The sequence below is a fragment of the Arthrobacter sp. UYEF20 genome, from assembly GCF_040546335.1.
Taxonomy (GTDB): Bacteria; Actinomycetota; Actinomycetes; order Actinomycetales; family Micrococcaceae; genus Arthrobacter.
Genome location: NZ_JBEPNP010000020.1, coordinates 1 through 17,610, shown reverse-complemented (window position 1 = coordinate 17,610; position 17,610 = coordinate 1). Strand labels below are relative to the sequence as shown.

Sequence of the window (17,610 nt, the reverse complement as noted above, 5' to 3'; positions counted from 1 at the left end):
CCGGTGACGGCGTGCGGTGACGGTCCGGTGGGCCTCCGGTGACCGCCGTCGTGCCGGATGCTGAGCTGAGCATCGAGACCCGGGGTCTCAGCAAACGGTTCGGCCAGCAGCTGGCCGTCGACAGCGTCGACCTGGCCGTGCCGAAAGGTTCGGTCTTTGGTTTCCTCGGCCCCAACGGCTCGGGCAAGACCACCACCATCCGGCTCATGCTCGGCCTCGCCGCGGCCACCGGAGGTTCCGTGCGCCTGCTGGGCCAGGAGATGCCCCGGCAGCTGCATGAGGTGCTGCCCCGCGTGGGCGCCCTCGTCGAAGGGCCTGCCTTCTACCCTTTTCTGTCCGGCACGGCCAACCTGCACCGTTTCGACGCCGCGGACCCGCACGGTTCGGCCGCCACACGGAAGGCCCGGGTCCGGTCAGCCCTGGAAAAGGTAGGCCTGACACACGCCGCGGACAAGAAGGTCCGGGCCTACTCCCTGGGGATGAAGCAGCGGCTCGGCATCGCCAACGCGCTGCTGGCTCCCCGCGATCTCCTGGTCCTGGACGAGCCCACCAACGGCCTCGATCCGCAGGGGACCCGCGAGGTCCGCAGCCTGGTGCGTTCGCTCGCGGCCGACGGCGCCACGGTGTTCGTCTCAAGCCACCTGCTGGCCGAGGTGGAGCAGATCTGCACGCACGCGGCGATCATGAGTGCGGGCCGGCTGGTGGCGCAGGGGACCCTTGCGGAGCTCCGCCAGGCCGGGCAGGCACGGCTCCGGGTACTGACGCCCGACGCCGGGGACGCGGTCCAGGTCCTGGCCCGCCTGGGTTTGACGGTCGACGGCGGCGGCGGGTTCGCCGGTGGCCGTTCCGGCGCGGGAAACTCCGGCAACGGAATCTCCGGCGACGGTTCGAGCGGCGAAGTGCTCTTCGCGCCCCTGCCGGCCGGGGCCGACGGCGGCGTGGAACCCGAGACGGTGGTGGCCGCCCTGGTGGCGGCCGGTGTCCGGGTCCGGGGCTTTGCGACCGAACAGGTCAGCCTCGAGGATCGTTTCGTGGCATTGACCGGGGAGGGCTTCGACGTTGTCCAGTGAATCTTCTGGTGAATCTTCCGGGGCAGCCCGGGTCCGGCGCCGGCCGTGGGGCGGCGGCCTGCTCGCGTCCGAACTCGGTGTGCTGTTCCGGCGCCGCCGGACCTGGGCGATGCTCTGCGCGCTGGCCGCCATCCCGATCCTGGTTGCCGTGGCGGTGCGGGTCTCCTCCAACGTGCCGTCGGGCCGCGGCCCGGCCTTCCTGGACCGCATCTCCCAGAACGGGTTGTTCGTCGGCCTCACCGCCATGCTGGTGTCCGTCCCCCTGTTCCTCCCGCTGACCGTGGGGGTGGTGGCAGGGGATACCGTGGCGGGTGAGGCCGGGCTGGGGACGCTGCGCTACCTGCTGGTGGCGCCCGCCGGCCGGGTGCGGCTGCTGCTGGTGAAGTACGCCGGTGCGGTGGCATTCGCGGTTGTGGCCCCGCTGGTTGTGGCGCTGGTCGGGGCGGGAATCGGGGCCGCGCTCTTCCAGGTAGGCCCGGTGACGCTGCTGTCGGGGGACACTGTCGGGGCCGGCGAGGCGTTCGTGCGGCTCCTGCTCATCGCCGCCTACCTCGCCGTCTCGTTGATGGGGCTCTCGGCGATCGGTCTCTTCACGTCCACCCTCACGGATGTTCCGGTGGGGGCCATGGCGGCCACCGTGGTGCTCTCGGTGGTCTCGCAGGTGCTCGACGCCCTGCCGCAACTGGAGTGGCTGCACCCCTGGCTGTTCAGCCACTACTGGCTGGATTTCGCGGACCTGCTCCGCCAGCCCGTGTCCTGGGACTCGTTCGCCACGAATGCCCTGCTACAGGGCGGGTACGTCGCCGTCTTCGGCGCCCTCGCCTATGGCAGGTTCGTCACCAAGGACGTGCTGTCCTGAGGGCGCCGACCGGCCGCCGGATGCTCGCTACCGGATAGCTCAGGGCTCCAGGTAAACCGCGGCTGCTCCCGGTTCAGGAATGCGTTGATGCCGATTCCCATGTCCGGGCTCTCTGGCATGGCTGCCCAGGCGTCCTCCCATTCTTTGTCGATGCCAGAGTGATTCGTGTCCGTGAGGTTCACCAGATGCTTCATGGCATGCATTGAAAATCGGGAGTGGTTCCGGAGGGAGCTGACAATGGAGCTGCACCGCTCCTCAAACTCATCGTCGGGAACGGCCTCGGCCACCAGGCCGAGGGCCTGGGCCCGGGCTGCGGTAAACGCCTGGCCGGTGAGGAGAATGAACTTCGCGTTGGCGTGCCCGACCTGGCGCACCAGCCGCTCGATGCCGGGCCGGGGGTAGATGATGCCGATCTTGGCCGGGGTGATGGCGAATACGGAGCGTTCGCTCGCGATGATGAAATCGCAGGCCGAGGCGATCTGCCAGCCCCCTCCCATGCAGGCACCATCAACCAGTGCCACGGTGGGTTTCGTGATCGATGCGATGGCCTGGTCGGCCCGGCTCAGTTGGTCGACGCTGGTGTCATCGTCGTGCCGGTCCAGAAGCACCGAGGACAGTTCGCCGATGGCCGCGCCCGCGCAGAACGTATTGCCAACGCCGCGAAGTGCCACGACAGTGACGTCAGGATCGGCATCAAGCCGTGGCATCAAGTCCTGGATCTCCAGGCACATGGCCTTGGTCAGGGCGTTCCGCTGGGTGGGATTGTAGATCTCAACCGATGCCACGCCGTCGGTGATGCTGACGTTGATTCTGGGGTTTCGTGCTGAATTGCTCATCGCCGCGCTTCTGCCGTTTCCTTGTTGGTCTTCAAGTGGCCATTGGCCTCAAGCCGCTCGATGTCGTCGTCGGAGAAGCCAATCTCCCGCAGGACCTCCGCGGTGTGTTCGCCCAAAAGGGGAGGCGGCGACAGAATCTCGCTGGCCTCGCCGTCGAGACTCAGAGGCCCCCGCAGAAGCGGCAGTGCGGAACCGTCGCGCCGCCGGCTCTGCTGGACCAGGCCCAGAGCGGCCACCTGCTGGGATGCCAGGGCTTGCGTGTAGTCGTAGATCGGACCGCACGGGATGCCTGACTGGCTGATCATCGGGACCCACTCCGCGGCGGCCTTTGAAGACAGCGCCGATTCAATAAGCTCCGTCAGCTGGTCTCTGTTTGCCGAGCGGTCCGCGCCGGTGATGAACCGGGGATCATCCACCGCCCGTGGAACTTGGAGCAAATCGCAGAACGCCCGCCACTGCTTGTCATTGCCGACGGCGATGTTGATGGGTTCCGTGGCGGTCTTGAATATGCCGTACGGGGCGATCACCGGGTGGTTGTTTCCCTGCGGAAAGGGGGTCTCGCCGAGGCTGAGGGCTCTCTGGCCCTGGAACGCCGAAAGGTTCAGGGCCGTTTCCAGCAGGGACGTTGATACGCGGCTGATGGAGTGGCCGTTGCTCCGTCCCAGCAGTGCTGAGACGATACCGAACGCGCAGACCATTCCCGAGGTGATGTCCACAATCGGTACGCCGACACGGTAGGTGTTCCCGGGATCGGCGCCGGTAACGGACATGAGCCCGGACATTCCCTGGATCACCTGGTCCAGCCCGGCGTCGTCCTTGAGCGGGCCGGCCGTGCCGAATCCGGTGACGGACCCGACGACGAGCCGGGGGTTGAGCTCCTCGAGGCGCTCGGCGGTCAGCCCCATTTTCTCCAGGGTGCCGGGCTTGAAGTTCTCCACCAGGACGTCTGCCCCGGCGATCAGCCTGCCCAGGATCTCCCGTCCCTCCGGGGAGTAGAAGTCGAGGCAGACCGATGTCTTGTTGCGGTTCACAGAGTCGAAGTAGAGGCTGTGATTGTCCTGGAACGGCGGCCACTGGCGGGCTGTGTCGCCGCCGTTGATGCTTTCGACCTTGATGATCTTGGCGCCCATGTCGGCAAGCAATGCGGTGCAGTACGGGCCGGCAAGCGCCCTGCTGAGGTCAACCACGGTGACTCCGTGGAGCGGCTTGATCATGATGGATTCCCTAATTCGTGTGGCACGGAAGACGGTTGAGCGATGTTCACAAGCTGGCAGGGATGACGAGCGCGCCGACCAGCATGAGCGGGCCTACCGCCACCATTGAGAGGCCCCAGCGCGTGAGCAACTTGGTGATACGCGGCCGTTCGTCCTCATCGACGGTGGCCACAAAGGTGGCACCGACCGTGGAGAATGGCGAGACGTCCACGATGGATGAACAGACGCCCAGGGCGGCGATGACTGCCCACCCGGCAATGTCCCCGGACGCGACCAGCGGCAGGGCCAGCGGCACCAGCGCCGCGAGCATTCCGGTGGTGGAGGCAAAGGCAGAAACAAGGCCCCCGATGGCGCAAATCACGAGCGCGGCAAGAAGCGGTGTCCCGGCGCCGGCGGCTGCTTTCCCGAGCAATGCGACGGCGCCCATGGTCTGAAGCACTCCGACGAACGTGATGATGCCGCCGACCAGAAGGACGGTGGACCAGTCGATCTTGGAGACGGCCGTCTTGCCCGACTTTGGATCGCAGAGCGTCAGGACGGAGGCGAAGGCGAAGCAGAGGATGCCGATGTCCGGATTCCCGCCAAGGAGCGCCATCACGATGACCGTTAGGACCAGGCCGGCCATGCAAAGAACGGTGATGAGCTGGTTCCGGTTCATCTTTTCCGCCTCCGGCGCCACCGCACCCGGCTCGTCCAGAACCTGCACTCCGTGAGCCACCACTTGCTGGCTCCGGGCGGCATTGCCGTCGCGCTCAAAGGGGTGCGAGGGATTCGGGCGGCGTGTACTGAACCGCGGCAGATTGCCGAAACCGTTGGCGGTGCGGGTGTTCAGCAACTTGAAGCCGCCAAAGAGCACGTAGGCGGCAGCGAGCAGGAGCAGGTTGGCGCCAAGGGCGACCGTGAACAGCACCAGCGGGTCAAGACCGATTCCCGCGGCGCGGGCCGTTCCATATGTGACGATGCCGAACAGGCTGGTGGGAGCGAAAGCTCCAGCACTCAGTCCGGAGCCCATCGCGATGGCCATGAGCATGCGGTCGATCTTGTATTTCTTCGCCAGCGGCATGCCGATGGGAGCCATGACGAGACCGGCCAGGGGCGATCCCATGGCCGAGATCCCCGCGGTGAGCGCGAAGAACGCGAGGGGAAGGAGGAATGCCCTGTCCCCGACCTTGGTAATGGCTAGACCGATAATGCGGTCGATGGTGCCGTTGGCCTGGGCAATGGCAAAGAAATAGGTCACTCCGACCAAGAGGACCAAGATCCCGACCGGGAAGCCTGCCACCACCTTCTCGATGGTCATGCCTGCCAACCAGATGCCGACGGCGGCGGCTGCGGCAAACATGAGCACGCCGATGTGCACCTTGCGCAGAGTCGCCACCACAAATACGCCAATAAAAATGGCTAAAGCCGCAATTTGAATACCCATAGGATCTTTTCCAATCAAACATCATCGGTTCACTGGTTGAACCATCGGTTCATTTCTGGAAGCTGGCTGTAATGTAGATCACGAAAGTGGGGCGGTCAAGGCCGGCGATGATCAGGAGGTCGAATGAGCACTCAAAGCGTCGTTACGGCAATGAGGGTTCTCGAAGCCGTATCGGATAACCAGCCGGCGGGCCTGTCCGAAATCAGCCGCGAGGTCGACGTCCCCAAAGCCACCGTGCTGCGCATGCTTCGAACGCTCGGCGAACTTGGCTGGGTGGCGCAATCGGAGGGGCAGGCCGGCAAGTGGTTACTGACCAACCATGCCTTTGCCGTGGCCAGCCGCGGCAGCAGCGGATCCGCGATCCGCGACGCTGCGATGGGGCCGTTGAACGGTCTGCAGCTGGACACCACCGAGACGGTGCACCTGGCCGTACCGGACAGGCGCTTCATGTTGGTACTCGAACGGCTCGACACCCCGCACGTCCTTCGCGCCTTCCTGCCCCTGGGCTCGCGTGTGCCCATGCACGCTTCGGCCACAGGGATCGCCTACCTGGCCGCCGCCGAGGAGAGCTACGTTGAGGAATACCTGTCCGTCCCCTTGGACGCCGTTACCCCTCAGACAGTGGTGGATCCGCCGTCCCTTCGACAGTTAATCGCGGACACCCAGGTCCGCGGATTCTCCATCAACGAACAGGGCCTGAGTACCGGAATCACCTCCATCGGCGTCGCGTTCCTGGGACCGGGCCAGGCGCCGGCCGGATCGATCTCGATCTCGGGCCCTTCGAGCCGGATTGTCCGCGAAAAATTCGATGAATACGGCCAAGCGGCCATTGGAGCCGCCCGGGATATCAGCAGGGCGCTCAGCGCGTACTCGACCAAGCTACATCCGGCCTGAGGACCAGGCTTGAGGCGTGTCCCGCGGCGCACCGCCATAGTCACACGGGCCCCGACCTACATCTGGAACCAAGTCACGGGCCGGTAATGGCCATGGTCCCGGTGCGGGCCGAACCGGTTCCACGTGCTAAATTCACGCCCATGGTGAAGAACCCCGCGGCGCAGGATCCTGGCCCTACTGTCGCTGCGGCCATAGAACTGCTGATTCGGCAAGGCTATGACTCGACTCCGGTGGAAGAGCTGGCCGACGCCGCCGGAATCAGCCGAAGCACATTCTTCCGCAAGTTCGGCTCCAAGGAAGACATGGTCTTTGCCGATCACGAACGCATTCTGGCCCGGGTCGAGGCCGACCTTGGGGACTCGACAGTGGATCCGCTCACTGCGGTTGCAGAGGCAGCCCGGATGGTCTTCGACCAGCATGTGCGCAACCGGGAGACCTCTCTTCTCCGGAATCAGCTGCTGCACCAGGTTCCGGCTTTGCGCGATCGCGAGTTGGTGACAACCCACCGCTACGAGCGGTCGTTCCGCCGGCACCTGCAATCCACCCTTCCCGAAGCGGACCGGGAGTACGCCACCGTCGCCTTCGCCGCAGGTGTTGTGGCCGTCCACAACAGGGTCCTGCGCCACTGGCTGCAGGACGCCGAGCGGGGTTCCGATGACCGGCTGGACCGGACAATGGCTTCCCGGCTCGGCCGCGAGCTGCGGGCTGTGGTGAATATCTTCCGGCCGGCCCTTTTCCCGTCGGCAGTTCCGGAACCGCGCCGTCCTGCTGTCCTCGTTACCGTCCTGGAACCGGGGGTTGCCACCGAGGAGATCCTCGAGGCCGTCCGGGAGGCCTTAGCCTAATCGACGTGGAAAAATGAAACTGAGTGCCTTGACTTGATACTCAGTGTCACGCATTCTTGATTCCACGTGGGCCTGCCACGACTTTCCGCCCGGGCGGGAAGAACTTTGGAATTCCTAAGGACTGCCTGATGACAATCTCGGCCCCCGCCCCCACGGCCAGCCCCACCGAAGTGCCGGAAGGCTTTCCCGCCGGAACCGTTGAACCCGCCTACATCCTGACGGAGGCTCTGGACCCGGACCCGGCTGCCGTGTTCGAAGGTCTCAGCGCTGAGGACCGCGCGTACCGGGACCGGGCACGGGCGTTTGTCCAGGACGAGGTGCTGCCGGTGATCACCGGGTACTGGGAACGGGGTGAGTACCCGTTGCACCTGGTCAAGCGTCTGGGAGAGCTTGATCTGCTGCGCGACGGCATCCCGGTTCAGGGCTTTGCCCCGATGTCCACGATGGCCTCAGGCTTGGTGAATATGGAAATCAGCCGCGGCGACGGCTCCATCGGCACCGTCATCGCTGTGCAGGGCGGACTGGCGCTGCGTTCGGTCGCCCTGTGCGGCTCCGAGGAACAGAAACTGCGGCTGCTCCCGGCACTGGCCCGCGGCGAGGAGTACGGCGCCTTCGCGCTGACCGAACCCACGCACGGTTCGGACTCGGTGGCGCTGGAAACCACCGCCGTGGCCGCGGCTGGCGGCTTCTTGCTTAACGGGGAGAAGAAGTGGATCGGCAACGGCTCCATCGGCGGCCTGACAGTAGTCTGGGCCAGGGCCGAGGATGGCCAGGTGCACGGCTACCTGGTGCCCCAGGACTCACCGGGGTACCAGGCGACAACCATCGAAGGAAAGTCCTCTCTTCGGGCCATCTGGCAGGCCCACATCCGGCTGGAGAACGTCTTTGTCCCGGCCGAAAATGTCCTGCCGGGCGCCAACTCCTTCAAGGACACCGCACGAGTGCTGCTGGCCACCCGGTTGGGGGTCGCCTGGTCCGCCGTCGGCCACGCCACCGCCTGCTATGAGACCGCTGTGCAGTACGCGGCGCAGCGCCAACAGTTCGGCCGCCCCCTGGCCGCCTCGCAGATCGTGCAGGAACGGTTGGCCCGGATGCTCTCCGAACTGGCAACGATGCAGCTGATGGTAGTCCGGATGACCCGTCTGGATGAGGCTGGAAATCTCAGCCCGGTTGAGGCATCGCTGGCAAAGTACACGTGCACCCGCACCGCACGGTCCATCGCCTCGAACGCGAGGGATCTGCTCGGCGGCAACGGCATCCTGCTGGCCAACCGGGTGGCCCGGCACATGGCGGACATCGAGGCGATCCACACCTACGAGGGCACCGAAACCGTCCAGGCCCTGATCATCGGCCGCTCCATCACCGGCATCTCCGCGTTCGCCTGACCCGACGACCGGCAACCGCAGGCGCGACTCTTTCCTTTAACTGATTCCGTCCGAAAAGGCCATCTCCCATGAGTCCAGAAGCCATAATCCCCGGCATTCTCGGCGGGGCACGCACTTAATCCACCTGCGCTGGAACGGCGGCCTACCGCTCCACGGTCACGCGCCCGTTCGGGACGCAGTGGGTCATAGCCAATCCCTGCACATCGCGCAGGCCGTTTTTGCCCAGGTTCTTCATCCTCTCCTGTTCGGCTTCAGTCAACGTCTGCGATGCCAGCGGGCCCAGGTCCTTCACATCGTCCAGCCCGATGCCAAGGCCCTCGCTTACGCGGGAGCCGAGCTCGTCGTCGGCCATGTAGAAATGCCAGAGCATGCGCTCCTGGACCTTCCGGTCCGCCTGCGAGATGAGGGTGGTGAAGTTGAGCACCAGGTCATCCTTTTCCCACGGTTCCAGCAGCTGGTAGCGCTGTCCGGCCTGCAGATAGTCGTTGGTCCGCGGTATCCGGGCGCGGGTCAGCCGGCCGGCGAGCTCGGGGCCTTCGATGTCCTCCGTCTGGTACTGGCCCTCCCGGAGGCCCCCGGTGATCGAGGGCTCAAAGTTCACGTGCGGGTTCTGGCCCGGGCCCAGGTCCCGTCCGTAGGACATCTGCCCGACGGACTGGTTCGTGGCCAAGGGGACGTGCTGCGGCGAGTTGATCGGCATCTGCAGTAGCCGACGATGGGATGGGCGCGCTGCACTGGGGGAGCCCGCCGCGGGATTACTGCGCCGCGCACACTCCCCGGATCTCCGACTCACTTGGCAACCTCGTGAGTCGGAGCCCAACACATGACTTACCCTCACTCAACGCAGTTTGCCGAGGTGCAGCATTTTGGCTGCGCGGGTCATGGTTCTCGATGCGCGGGAGGGCATCGAGTCGGGACTTGGGACCTTGACTGTTCGGACGCGTCCGTTGTGCATAGCAGCGACTTTCCAACCTTCCTCGGAGCGTACTGCGACGATCGTCTGTCGTGACAACCGTCTTTTTGGAAGAGTCGAACGCCAAGACATGAGAACGGAGCCGGTCGCATGCATCAAAGCGACGTCAGGTCGCAGGTACCGGATCGACTCGACGCTTCCGACAAGGGCCGAGCCGGTGAGTACCCCCTTGAAGAGTTGATCGTGGCTTTCGACCATGGCCGCGCGCCCCTTGGCGTGGGAGCTGTCGTAGGAGACGTAGTCACTGTCCTCGGTGAAGCAGGCGCCATAGGCTTTTGCGTCACCTGCGGTCCAGGCGGCGCACATACGGTTGAAGAGGTCGGACACCTCGACGTCGGAGGCCTGGTCAGAAATGGTCATAGTGGAGCCTTCTGATCTTGGGTTTGGGTCGGATCGTGCCTGGGAGCGCTCTTATTATCAGGTTCAGGCCTCCGGCCGAGGTTGTGTCTGGGCGCATCCGCCCGGAGCGCGGTCGCGTGCTGCTCGAGGTGCTCGGTGGCGCGCGTGAGGAAGGTGACAACCGCTGAGATCTGGACGGCGTCCATCCCTGCCAGCAGACTCGCAAGGTCGGGCCCGTACTCGGCAAACATTTTGCTGACATAAGCAATGCGTTCAGGGACGGGCTCAAGTCTCTGGCGTCGTCCGTCTGACGGATCCGACTGGCGCCGCACGTACCCGGCCTTCTCGAGTCGATTCACGACGCCGGTTATCGCTCCGGTGGTGAGACCTGTGATCGCGGCCAGTCGGCTTCCACTCATGTCTTCATGCTGTAGCAGCAGGTCAAGGCATTTGTGATCGGTTGGGCCCAGGCCCAGCCGATCGGCCATGGCGTGGTGGAACAAAACGGTGGCCGTGCTGTGACGACGTGTCAGCAGCGTCAACTCTTTCTTAACCGCTCGATCGGGCTCATCGGCGCGTTGCTTCACAAGCCAAACCCCCTTAGTTGATCGCTTAGAAGCTAAGGTATAACGGTAGGCGTCAGCGCGTCAAATGATTTTGAGAATCCATCCGTCGAGTCGGCGACCAAGTTGATCAAGCTTCCCGCAAGGGGGACGGTCTGCGAAGCAGAATTCTGGCTTGTCTTGAGCTGACAAATGTTGTGTCCGAGTGGATGGCCGACCGGTTCTTCTGCTGGATAGTGCTCCCACCGAGGAGGCTGCCGAGCCTGACCCCTTAGTTGCTCGACTCCGTTACGACACGTAGACCAAATCCGAGGAACACGACAGCGGTCAGGCGGTCGAGCCAGCTGCGTACCCGGGGCCGTGCCAGGGTGCGGCTGGCGGCGTGGGCCAGCCGGCCGAGGAGCAGATACCACAGCACCGCTTCGGCCGCCTGGAGGGCGGCCAGCGCGAAGGATACCTGGGCGACGGGCGCGCCGGCGGGAATGAACTGGGGCAAGAACACGACGAAGAAAACACCGAGTTTCGGGTTCAGCACGCAGGTCAACAACGCACGGCGGTAACCCCAGCTGAGCGCCGGTAGGTTCCGCCACCGCCTGGTGGACGCGGTGGGCGGCTCAGCGACAGCCGCCCGCCGCGACGCGCGCAGGGCCTGCACGGCCAAAGCCAGGAGGTACGCCGCGCAGCACCACCGGAACAGCTCATAGACGATGGCGCTGCTGCGTAGGGCGGCGGCCAGGCCGAGCGCAGCTGCGGCGCCCCACACCAGCAATCCGGTGCCGACACCCCATGCCGCCCGGACCGCAGCCGCCGGACCGCCCTTGAGCGCGGTCGTCAGCACCATCGCCGTGTCTGGGCCCGGCAGCATCGTGATCAACGCCGCGGGAAGCGCGTACGCGACCAGCGGATCCAACACCGTCATGCTCATCGCCGCATCCCCAGCTCGGTCGAGCAGCACAGCTCCTCGCGTGTGCCCCGACGCGAGTTGACCGAGAACGTCTCCTCCGTCTGGTACTGGAGGGGACGCATCCCGCGCCCCAAGCCCAGGCTAGCGCCAATGACGACAGTGGTCCTGCCCGACAAGTCACTCATGAGCGTCGTCCTTTGCGTGTCGATGCTTCTCGTTACTGGCTGTCGTATTCGTCGTGGCGGCGGAACCACAAGCCGGTCTCGTTGCGGCCAAGTGGAGCACGGTCGAGCCACTGATACATGCCCCAGAGGCCGTCCACTCCACGCTCGTACGCCGAGTAGGTGTGGTAGACAACGCCATCCTCGAGCGCGAAGGCGCTCACGCCGGGCCCTTCTCGCCTGTACGTCTCCCAGTCCGTTCCGACGCTCGACGCGAACTCGGCGAGCATTGGATTCTCATGGCCGGCCGGCGGCCGAAAGTCCGTCCTGCGGAAGTTGTACTCGACCGCTCCCGAGTCCCACTCCTCCTTGGTATGCGCGGTGTGGAAGTCGTAGTTGAAGTCGCTGTCGAACGAGGACGCCCAGGGGAAGCTCCAGCCCATCCGCTGCTTGTACGCTTGCAGTTTCGCGAGCGGAGCCCGCGAGACCGCGCACAGCGTGACGTCGTGATTCGCAAGGTGGACGACGGTGCGGTCGAAGCCGTCCGCGATCGCCGAGCAGGACGGACATCCGGCCGCGTACTCGGGTGCGAACATGAAGTGATAGATGAGGAGCTGCGAGCGTCCTCTGAAGAGATCGGCGAGGGACGCTGTGCCATCGTCGGTCTCGAAGCGGTACTGCTTGTCGATTCGAACCCAGGGCAGTTCCTGCCGCTGCCGGGCCAGTTCGTCGCTGCGCCGCGTCAGCGCCTTCTCGGCCTCAAGCAGCTCCAGCCGGGCCGCAAGCCACTCTTCACGTGTTCCTGTCTTGTGATCGGTCATTTTTTCTCTCCTTCGTGTTGTAACAACGGCTTGGTGTGGGCCGAGCGCCGGTGACGTCTCACATCGACAGCATGAGTCCGGGAACCGACGAGGGCGCGATGACGATCAGGATTCCAAGTCCGACGATCGCCAGCCCCAGTGGCACATCGATGACGGCTTTCGCGGGCAGGAGCTTCTGGACGAGGACGAGGACGGCGATCACGGACATCCAGGGGACGCTCATGATGCTGAGCGCCACCAGCATCAGCATCAGTCCGATGCCTGAGCCGACGCAGTAGAGCCCGAACTCGACTCCAGAGCGGACGCTCTCACGGCAGCGCCGGCGGAAGTGCCGCTTGAGCGGTGTGAACTCGTAGACACCTGCCGCGATCACAACTGCGCCGGCGGCGAAAGACCCGAGCGGCCGGTACAACGGATACACGGCGACGCCCACGAGCGTCCAGACGGCAAGGTAAGAGCCGACGAAGAACGGCACGGCGCGCACGCGGCCGGTGGCATGGGCGTGTCTCAAGACTGCCGGAGCCGCGCCCGGCAGCATCATCGCCGCCATCATCGACACCCACACAGCGACAAAGAACGCGAACGAACCGAGCCGGGTCGTCACGCCCATGTCCATCCCGTTCATCTGCCAAACTGCAACGACCCAGGATGCGGCGGCGAGCCCGAGCGTCGCTGTCAGCGCGGCTGCCGTCGTGGTTGTCCTAGCGCTCGTCATCTGACTAGAGAAAGCCGGCGGGTGCGCACCAACGCGAGGGTGAGGTTGCTGCTGCGAGCCGAAGGAAAAGATGATTGAGCGGTTACTGCGGACATGACAAGACCTCCAGTGTTCAGCCGATAGCTATCGGGCCGCAGGCGGGCGGCCGGGCCCTGGTCGCTTGTGGTACGGGGACGTGGCAGGCGTTCCCTCGACGTACGCGCGCCCAGCCACGTTGCCGAGCGTCCGACCACGTCACACACGTGGACAAGTCGACACGAACCAGCGTCCACCTGGCCAAGAAATCCGTTTGACCAATGCGGGCTGTTCGGACATGGGCCCACAGCTTCCGTCTGCCGTTCAGCTCACGGGATCGAGGAAGGCGGTCACGCGGAGGGTGTCCAGCAACGAGGTCCAGCCGGCGAGATGATCCGGTCGCAGGTCGGCGGGGAGGCCGCGGTGGATCAAATCGAGAACTGTGCCGTCGCCGTCGGCAGTCAGGAGAATTTCGACGGTCGAGGCGCCGGGTGGCAGCGCGTCGTTGCCCGGCAATCCCCAGGTGAACACGACACGATGCGGCGGCTCGACCGCAATGTAGGTGCCCCGGATGGGTTGGTCGCCGATATTGACAGCGAAGTTCCCTCCAGGCTCGGGGTTCACGTCCACCCAGGCACCCATCCATTTGACGAGCAGCGACGCCTCGGTGAGGTAGGGAAACACATCGGTTGGGGCGGCTGCGATTCGGATGGACGCGGTGACGGGGTCTGGTTGGTTCATCGCTGTTCCTGCTTTCGGTTGCGGTTGAGGTCTTGTTCGACGACGTCCTTGAGTCGCGCCAGCGCGTCGGGCCAGAGATCGTCGAGAAGGGTGCGAACCACGTCCAACGGCTCGGGACGCAAGGCGTAGAGCCGTTTGGTGCCTTGTCGCCGCTCGGTGAGCAGGCCCGCACCTCGGAGCATCTTGAGGTGCAGGCTGACGGCCTGCTGAGTCATCTCGAAATGCTTGGCGACCTCACCTGCGGCGAGGCCCTCGTTGCGGACCAGCCGCAGGATGCGCCGACGATTGGGGTCGGCGAGTGCTCGCAGGACCGCATCCGGTCCCGACGCACGATCGGCCTCTGTGACAGTCATCGTCGTGTCTCTCTCTGTGTTGGCGGGATCCGCCGGACTCGCCAGTTACAAGGTATCCCTTGTACAAGGGATACCTTGTACGTTAGAAGGCATCGCGGCCGAAGTCAACCCTGCGAATCGCGGGGTCCCTTGGCAAGGGAGCGAACCGGGTCCCAGGCGGGCCCCTCCGCGGACGCGGCTGACATTCTTCCGCAACGGATGGTGGCACTTGCTTCGCCACCCCGAGTCCGTCTCCCGACCGTCGGCGGCTGCCTTCAGACCGCCTGGTAGGTCGCGATCACCACGCCGGTGGTCGTCGTCACGCTGCCGGCGAGCCGGAGATCTGCCGGCGGGGCGCCGTCCGGGAACAGACGTCGCCCCGAACCGAGAACCAGTGGATGGATGAGGAGCACGTACTCGTCGATGAGATTGCGGTCCCTCAGCGACTGGATCAGCTCTCCGCTGCCCAGGATCGCGATATCCGGGCCCGGCTGCTGCTTGAGGTCGGCCACGGCGTCTGCTGCGTCACCCTTCAGCAGTGTCGAGTTCTTCCAAGGCAGTGGTCCGGCCAGTGTCGTCGACGCGACGTATTTCTGGATGTTGTCCAGCACATTGGTGAAGGGGTTGTTCTTCTGGTGGGGCCAGAATCCCGCGAAGTCCTCGTACGTGCGGCGCCCGAGAAGAAGGGCGCCGGTCTGCGCCATTCCCTCTCCCATTACGCGGCCCATGATCGGGTCGTTGTATGGCAAAGCCCAGCCGCCGCGCTCGAAGCCACCACGGACGTCCTCGTCGGGCCGCCCCGGTGCCTGCATCACACCGTCGAGCGACAAGTTGTTGGTCACGACAACTTTTCTCATGGCCATTTCCTTTATAAGGCGTGTCGGCTCCGTACCGACCTCGTACCTATTAGACGAACCGCGGACGATGAAATCGACAGGAGACGGCCAAATTCAGGAAGATTCCTCCACCTCACGTGGACAAACTACACGCCAAGAGCCGAACGCTGAACGGGCGCTTCCGCGACCGGCAATATTGCCTAGTCTCGCTCGGCGATCGCCTTCACGCCCTTCACAAGACTGTCCCACATACCCTTCGAGTGCTCGGCTCCTTCAACGCTCGCGTTGTTATCCTGCGACAACGTCAGCTCCGTCATTCCGGCCTCACCCTCCAGCGTCCACGTGAGCGTGTGGTAATTCTCGGGCATGTCATCCTGGCCGCTCAGCGGACTGAAATGCGTGTTCACGAGTCGCCGGCCGGGTTCGAGCTCGAGGACCACGCCCTTGTCCTCATACTCCTTGCCTTCCCAAACGCCGCGCCAGACGATCGGGGCGCCGATTGTCCAATCGGTCTCGACATCCGTGCCGAACATGAACTCCTTGATCGCGTCACGGTCGGTGAGTACGGCCCACACCCGATCTGTTGATGCATCGATCGTGATCGTCGAGATCGCGACATACTTCCCAGTCATGGCTTTCTCCTACTTCCGGATCCGGTGGCGTCCACTCTCATTGGCCCCTACGGTATCTTGAACGAAGGCGATGGAACAGAGTCGCGCAGCACCTGGCCGCGCTGTTGTCAGCGAACGCCAGCAGGGCAACTCAGCCGAAAGCCACCTTGCCGTCCTCATCGATACGCTCCTCCGCCAGAGTAGTAGAAGTTCCAAGGGTGGTCATCCCGGATACCGTTCATCTGCCGGACGTCTGCCGGGCGGGCGATCAGGGACGCAGAGCCCACGAATACCCGGTTGCGCCTGAGTGCTCCGGTGGCGCCGACCGGGGCGGCAACTGTTGGGTAACAGGGCGCGAACGCGGTCCTTGACGGAAAGGACCCAAAGAATCATCCCCCACCCCGAATTTCCTGGCAGCACACGTTGACGACGCTGTGCCGTCAACATATGCTGACGGCATGTCTGCCAGCCAACTTGTCGACTCCGGAGTCAGCCCCGATCCGGCCGTCGGCCTGCGTGCGGTGGCTGCTCTTCGCCGCCTGGTCGAGCAGCTGGAGGAGCTCCAGGTCCGGAACGCACGCGACCACGGCTGGTCCTGGGCGGACATTGCGCGCCAGATGGGGGTCTCCAAGCAAACAGTGCACCGGAAGCACTCCCGGCGACCAGTGTCCGATGCCGACCCGGGACAGTGATGATGATGTTTGAACTATTCAACGAAGCAGCGCGCCAGGTTCTCCTTCATGCGACCGAGGAAGCATCCGCCCTGGGACACCAGGCGATCATGCCCGAACACCTCGTCCTCGGCGTCATGAAAGACGTCGACGGCATCGCGGCGACCGCCCTGCGGGAGCACGGCGTGGAACGCCGGCCGCTGGCGGACGCGATAGCGGGCACGGGAACTGCCGACGCTGAAATCCTCCAATCGATCGGCATCGACCTTCAGTCCGTCCGGCGCCAGGCGGCAGCGAACTTCGGGCCGGGCGCGTTGGACCGGCCCCGGCCGCGCCGCACCGGTTTTTTCCGGGCACGGCCCAGGGGCGGCGCCATGCCCCGGAACTCGCCGCCGGTTCAGTCACCTTCAAGCAGCTCAAGGCGGCCAGATCAGCACGCCGGAACGAACTGAAGAAGCAGCTGCGCACCAGACTCAGCCTCGCCGATGCCCTCCCCGCCGATGACCGCTACGCGCCGTCGGCACCCGCCGAACCTGCCCAAACCGGCGGGCAACCCGCGGATCCGAAGCAGCGCCGGCTCCGCACCTACGCCGAAGACTGACCGCAAAGATCGGAACGCCCATGCCCGCCACGAACGAGAATGACGACGGACGCCGCTTCCTCTTCAACGACCTCGGCGAGATTTCCCTGGCCCCGCCACCGGTCCCGCCCGACACACCGGCACTTCTCATCACCAAGGAGCACCGGCGCTTCACCGAATTCGCCACCGCGGTGCGCACCAACCGCCACATCGGCGTCTGCTACGGACCGCCCGGCGTCGGCAAAACCCTCTCCGCACGCGCCTACGCCGGCGCGACCGAATGGGAACAATGGCAACGGACCGGCGAAACCAACACCGAGCCCATCCCTGCCCGCGTGCTTGAGGCCAGAACCGCATTCTGGACCCCCACCGTCACCATCAGCCCCCGAGAGATCGACCGGCAACTACCCCGGACCTGCCAAAGATCTCCTGGGCAGTCGAATACGCCCACGACGGCAACATCGACGTCTTCGAGCACCGCGACTCGCGGGCATCCGGCCTGACCGAACTCCTCATCATCGACGAGGCCGACCGGCTCAAACTTCCAGCGCTCGAGCAGGTCAGGGACTACTACGACCGCCACACCATGGGCGTCATCCTTATTGGCATGCCCGGCATCGAAAAACGCCTCGCCCGCTACCCCCCCAGCTCTACAGCCGCATCGGCTTCGCCCACCACTACCGGACCCTCAGCACCGACGAACTCACCTTCGTCCTGGCAAACCGTGCGGCCGTATGGTTTTGTGAGACAGCTTGTTAGGAGCCCTTCTTCACAATGACCGACCGTAAGATGTATAGCCAGAAGTACAAGGACGACGCC

At 64.9% G+C, this 17,610-nt stretch carries 20 protein-coding genes and 1 pseudogene; 8 read left to right on the top strand and 13 right to left on the bottom strand.

Translation table 11 applies throughout. The features are described from left to right. The first annotated feature begins 38 nt into the window (after positions 1–38). Positions 39–1,070 carry an ABC transporter ATP-binding protein gene (locus ABIB26_RS18750; protein ID WP_354246550.1) on the top strand — a complete coding sequence of 344 codons (1,032 nt, stop codon included), beginning with the start codon at positions 39–41 and terminating at the stop codon, positions 1,068–1,070. Further along, positions 1,060–1,929, top strand: a complete 870-nt coding sequence (locus ABIB26_RS18745) for an ABC transporter permease (RefSeq protein WP_502913710.1) — start codon at positions 1,060–1,062, stop codon at positions 1,927–1,929. The genes ABIB26_RS18750 and ABIB26_RS18745 overlap by 11 nt, the downstream gene beginning before the upstream one ends. On the opposite strand, the gene ABIB26_RS18740 is transcribed toward ABIB26_RS18745, so the two are convergent. From ABIB26_RS18740 to ABIB26_RS18730, 3 genes are read right to left on the bottom strand one after another with little or no spacing between them, the layout of a single operon-like run. Beyond that, entirely contained in the window at positions 1,893–2,765 is an 873-nt protein-coding gene (locus tag ABIB26_RS18740) for an enoyl-CoA hydratase/isomerase family protein (RefSeq protein WP_354246547.1), read from the bottom strand. The genes ABIB26_RS18745 and ABIB26_RS18740 overlap by 37 nt on opposite strands. After that, positions 2,762–3,979 (bottom strand): CaiB/BaiF CoA transferase family protein, encoded by a 1,218-nt coding sequence (locus tag ABIB26_RS18735; RefSeq protein ID WP_354246545.1) that lies wholly within the window; start codon positions 3,977–3,979, stop codon positions 2,762–2,764. The genes ABIB26_RS18740 and ABIB26_RS18735 overlap by 4 nt, the downstream gene beginning before the upstream one ends. 46 nt (positions 3,980–4,025) lie before the next feature. Further along, positions 4,026–5,405 carry an SLC13 family permease gene (locus ABIB26_RS18730; RefSeq protein WP_354246543.1) on the bottom strand — a complete coding sequence of 460 codons (1,380 nt, stop codon included), beginning with the start codon at positions 5,403–5,405 and terminating at the stop codon, positions 4,026–4,028. Positions 5,406–5,528: 123 nt separating this feature from the next. On the opposite strand from ABIB26_RS18730, the gene ABIB26_RS18725 reads away from it, so the two are divergent. The 3 genes from ABIB26_RS18725 (at position 5,529) to ABIB26_RS18715 (ending at position 8,529) form a co-directional block, all read left to right on the top strand. Then, entirely contained in the window at positions 5,529–6,299 is a 771-nt protein-coding gene (locus tag ABIB26_RS18725) for an IclR family transcriptional regulator (RefSeq protein ID WP_354246540.1), read from the top strand. A gap of 140 nt (positions 6,300–6,439) precedes the next feature. Beyond that, complete coding sequence (locus ABIB26_RS18720; RefSeq protein ID WP_354246537.1) at positions 6,440–7,144, top strand: TetR/AcrR family transcriptional regulator; 705 nt, start codon at positions 6,440–6,442, stop codon at positions 7,142–7,144. 128 nt (positions 7,145–7,272) lie between these two features. Then, complete coding sequence (locus ABIB26_RS18715; RefSeq protein ID WP_354246534.1) at positions 7,273–8,529, top strand: acyl-CoA dehydrogenase family protein; 1,257 nt, start codon at positions 7,273–7,275, stop codon at positions 8,527–8,529. Positions 8,530–8,671: 142 nt separating this feature from the next. Here the strand turns inward: ABIB26_RS18715 and ABIB26_RS18710 are convergent, their stop codons facing one another. The 10 genes from ABIB26_RS18710 to ABIB26_RS18665 form a co-directional block, all read right to left on the bottom strand. Then, the gene (locus ABIB26_RS18710; RefSeq protein WP_354246531.1) at positions 8,672–9,229 is read right to left on the bottom strand and encodes a catalase-related domain-containing protein; all 558 of its coding nucleotides are present in this window, start codon (positions 9,227–9,229) and stop codon (positions 8,672–8,674) included. A 138-nt stretch (positions 9,230–9,367) separates the two neighbouring features. Further along, complete coding sequence (locus ABIB26_RS18705; RefSeq protein ID WP_354246528.1) at positions 9,368–9,862, bottom strand: SgcJ/EcaC family oxidoreductase; 495 nt, start codon at positions 9,860–9,862, stop codon at positions 9,368–9,370. Further along, entirely contained in the window at positions 9,859–10,428 is a 570-nt protein-coding gene (locus ABIB26_RS18700) for a MarR family winged helix-turn-helix transcriptional regulator (protein WP_354246525.1), read from the bottom strand. Before ABIB26_RS18700 ends, ABIB26_RS18705 begins: the two co-directional genes overlap by 4 nt. A 247-nt stretch (positions 10,429–10,675) precedes the next feature. Then, entirely contained in the window at positions 10,676–11,329 is a 654-nt protein-coding gene (locus ABIB26_RS18695; RefSeq protein ID WP_354246522.1) for a LysE family translocator, read from the bottom strand. A gap of 196 nt (positions 11,330–11,525) precedes the next feature. Then, on the bottom strand, positions 11,526–12,290 hold the full coding sequence (locus ABIB26_RS18690) for a DUF899 domain-containing protein (RefSeq protein ID WP_354246520.1): 765 nt from the start codon (positions 12,288–12,290) through the stop codon (positions 11,526–11,528). A 58-nt stretch (positions 12,291–12,348) separates the two neighbouring features. Then, the gene (locus ABIB26_RS18685; protein ID WP_354246518.1) at positions 12,349–12,915 is read right to left on the bottom strand and encodes a copper chaperone; all 567 of its coding nucleotides are present in this window, start codon (positions 12,913–12,915) and stop codon (positions 12,349–12,351) included. A 429-nt stretch (positions 12,916–13,344) separates the two neighbouring features. Beyond that, the gene (locus ABIB26_RS18680; protein WP_354246516.1) at positions 13,345–13,761 is read right to left on the bottom strand and encodes an SRPBCC family protein; all 417 of its coding nucleotides are present in this window, start codon (positions 13,759–13,761) and stop codon (positions 13,345–13,347) included. Next, the gene (locus tag ABIB26_RS18675) at positions 13,758–14,114 is read right to left on the bottom strand and encodes an ArsR/SmtB family transcription factor (protein WP_354246513.1); all 357 of its coding nucleotides are present in this window, start codon (positions 14,112–14,114) and stop codon (positions 13,758–13,760) included. Before ABIB26_RS18675 ends, ABIB26_RS18680 begins: the two co-directional genes overlap by 4 nt. A gap of 254 nt (positions 14,115–14,368) precedes the next feature. Further along, positions 14,369–14,950 (bottom strand): dihydrofolate reductase family protein, encoded by a 582-nt coding sequence (locus tag ABIB26_RS18670; RefSeq protein ID WP_354246511.1) that lies wholly within the window; start codon positions 14,948–14,950, stop codon positions 14,369–14,371. Between the two features lie 179 nt (positions 14,951–15,129). Further along, positions 15,130–15,561 carry an SRPBCC domain-containing protein gene (locus ABIB26_RS18665; RefSeq protein ID WP_354246508.1) on the bottom strand — a complete coding sequence of 144 codons (432 nt, stop codon included), beginning with the start codon at positions 15,559–15,561 and terminating at the stop codon, positions 15,130–15,132. 437 nt (positions 15,562–15,998) lie between these two features. Here ABIB26_RS18665 and ABIB26_RS18660 point away from each other — a divergent pair, with 437 nt between their 5' ends. The 3 genes and pseudogenes from ABIB26_RS18660 to ABIB26_RS18650 all read left to right on the top strand — a co-directional run. Further along, a complete protein-coding gene (locus tag ABIB26_RS18660) occupies positions 15,999–16,232 on the top strand; it encodes a sigma-70 region 4 domain-containing protein (protein ID WP_354246505.1) in 234 nt (77 codons plus the stop codon). 5 nt (positions 16,233–16,237) lie between these two features. After that, a complete protein-coding gene (locus ABIB26_RS18655; RefSeq protein WP_354246502.1) occupies positions 16,238–16,663 on the top strand; it encodes a Clp protease N-terminal domain-containing protein in 426 nt (141 codons plus the stop codon). A gap of 169 nt (positions 16,664–16,832) precedes the next feature. Next, positions 16,833–17,517: pseudogene (locus tag ABIB26_RS18650) on the top strand (AAA family ATPase); the annotation flags it as partial. Positions 17,518–17,610: the final 93 nt, after the last annotated feature.

Excerpts from the sequence above, each read along its gene's own strand:
- ABIB26_RS18725 (WP_354246540.1), top strand. The coding sequence starts at position 5,529 with ATGAGCACTCAAAGCGTCGTTACGGCAATGAGGGTTCTCGAAGCCGTA.
- ABIB26_RS18710 (WP_354246531.1), bottom strand. The coding sequence starts at position 9,229 with ATGCCGATCAACTCGCCGCAGCACGTCCCCTTGGCCACGAACCAGTCC.
- ABIB26_RS18730 (WP_354246543.1), bottom strand. The coding sequence starts at position 5,405 with ATGGGTATTCAAATTGCGGCTTTAGCCATTTTTATTGGCGTATTTGTG.
- ABIB26_RS18705 (WP_354246528.1), bottom strand. The coding sequence starts at position 9,862 with ATGACCATTTCTGACCAGGCCTCCGACGTCGAGGTGTCCGACCTCTTC.
- ABIB26_RS18675 (WP_354246513.1), bottom strand. The coding sequence starts at position 14,114 with ATGACTGTCACAGAGGCCGATCGTGCGTCGGGACCGGATGCGGTCCTG.
- ABIB26_RS18695 (WP_354246522.1), bottom strand. The coding sequence starts at position 11,329 with ATGAGCATGACGGTGTTGGATCCGCTGGTCGCGTACGCGCTTCCCGCG.
- ABIB26_RS18715 (WP_354246534.1), top strand. The coding sequence starts at position 7,273 with ATGACAATCTCGGCCCCCGCCCCCACGGCCAGCCCCACCGAAGTGCCG.
- ABIB26_RS18735 (WP_354246545.1), bottom strand. The coding sequence starts at position 3,979 with ATGATCAAGCCGCTCCACGGAGTCACCGTGGTTGACCTCAGCAGGGCG.
- ABIB26_RS18665 (WP_354246508.1), bottom strand. The coding sequence starts at position 15,561 with ATGACTGGGAAGTATGTCGCGATCTCGACGATCACGATCGATGCATCA.
- ABIB26_RS18720 (WP_354246537.1), top strand. The coding sequence starts at position 6,440 with ATGGTGAAGAACCCCGCGGCGCAGGATCCTGGCCCTACTGTCGCTGCG.
- ABIB26_RS18670 (WP_354246511.1), bottom strand. The coding sequence starts at position 14,950 with ATGAGAAAAGTTGTCGTGACCAACAACTTGTCGCTCGACGGTGTGATG.
- ABIB26_RS18660 (WP_354246505.1), top strand. The coding sequence starts at position 15,999 with ATGTCTGCCAGCCAACTTGTCGACTCCGGAGTCAGCCCCGATCCGGCC.
- ABIB26_RS18740 (WP_354246547.1), bottom strand. The coding sequence starts at position 2,765 with ATGAGCAATTCAGCACGAAACCCCAGAATCAACGTCAGCATCACCGAC.
- ABIB26_RS18690 (WP_354246520.1), bottom strand. The coding sequence starts at position 12,290 with ATGACCGATCACAAGACAGGAACACGTGAAGAGTGGCTTGCGGCCCGG.
- ABIB26_RS18685 (WP_354246518.1), bottom strand. The coding sequence starts at position 12,915 with ATGAACGGGATGGACATGGGCGTGACGACCCGGCTCGGTTCGTTCGCG.
- ABIB26_RS18655 (WP_354246502.1), top strand. The coding sequence starts at position 16,238 with ATGTTTGAACTATTCAACGAAGCAGCGCGCCAGGTTCTCCTTCATGCG.
- ABIB26_RS18680 (WP_354246516.1), bottom strand. The coding sequence starts at position 13,761 with ATGAACCAACCAGACCCCGTCACCGCGTCCATCCGAATCGCAGCCGCC.